Annotated in this window: 1 protein-coding gene; it reads right to left on the reverse strand. The window is 69.7% G+C overall.

What is annotated here, in order from left to right; translation table 11 throughout:
• Positions 1-306: 306 nt before the first annotated feature.
• Positions 307-944: DUF3014 domain-containing protein (locus tag ACLEQD_RS44315; RefSeq protein ID WP_410391920.1), on the reverse strand; the 638-nt coding region annotated here is incomplete at its 5' end.

The following is a 944-nucleotide window of genomic DNA, read 5'->3' on the forward strand; positions in this document are numbered from 1 at the left end:
CGACGCAAGCGTGAGGCTTCCCTCGGGAGCGGAAGCTAAACCGGAAGCGGATGGGCTGCCAGCAGGGACTTCACAAGCTTGCTCATGACTCCTCCATTTTGTGCGTGAGGGATAGCACGGTAGGTGAGGCAGGGTGAAGCCACAAGCGAATAGGGACCCATGCCCCAAATCCTATCGCAGACGCCTGCGCGACGAAGATGCGTCTCCGCGCCAGGAGCAGACATTCCTCCGTGGAGCAAGCCCCCCTATGCGAGTCGAGCGTTGCCCATTCAAGGCAAGACATCCCGCGTCCGTGGGGTTCGGGGGCTACGGCTGGCGGGCCTGCTCCGCCGACGGAAGGCCCAGGGCCGCCGCCAGCTCGGTGAGCTTCGCCTGCACCTTGCGCATGTTCTCCGGACCCATCCTCAGCAGGTGTTTCTCCGCCGCGCCCAGCGCTTCGAGGCCCGGATCCGCGTAGACGTAGAGCGCGCCCTTGGGCGCGAGCTCCGGGGGCGTCTTCGGGACGGGGACGCGGGTGAGACGCCCGATGGCTTGCGACAGGGTCGCGTCCAGGCTCCGGCCCGGCGGGGCCAGCTCCGCGTGCGCGGCGTCCAGCAGCGGCTTGAGCTCCTGATACACCTGCCCCGCGGCCTTCCCGTCCAGTGAGGCGATGACGCGGGCCACCCCGTCGTACCGGGTATGGCTTTCCGGCGCCATCACCGTGTGGCCGCGACGCTTCGTCACGCGGAAGGCTCCCGTGGGTGCCATGAAGGACAGGGGCATGCGCGGGCTCTGCCCTTCGGCGATCAGGTTCGCGGAGGCGGCGAAGCGGCGGACCAGATCCTCGGCGGCCAGCCAGCGCGCGAAGTCCGCGTCGCTGGAGAGCCCCTTCAGCAGGTCCCGCACGCGAGGGTCGGTGCCGGAGAGCTGCACCGCGGGGGGCGCGGGCGGCGTGGGTGGGCTGG

The sequence above is a fragment of the Corallococcus sp. 4LFB genome, from assembly GCF_046520365.1.
Lineage (GTDB): Bacteria > Myxococcota > Myxococcia > Myxococcales > Myxococcaceae > Corallococcus > Corallococcus caeni.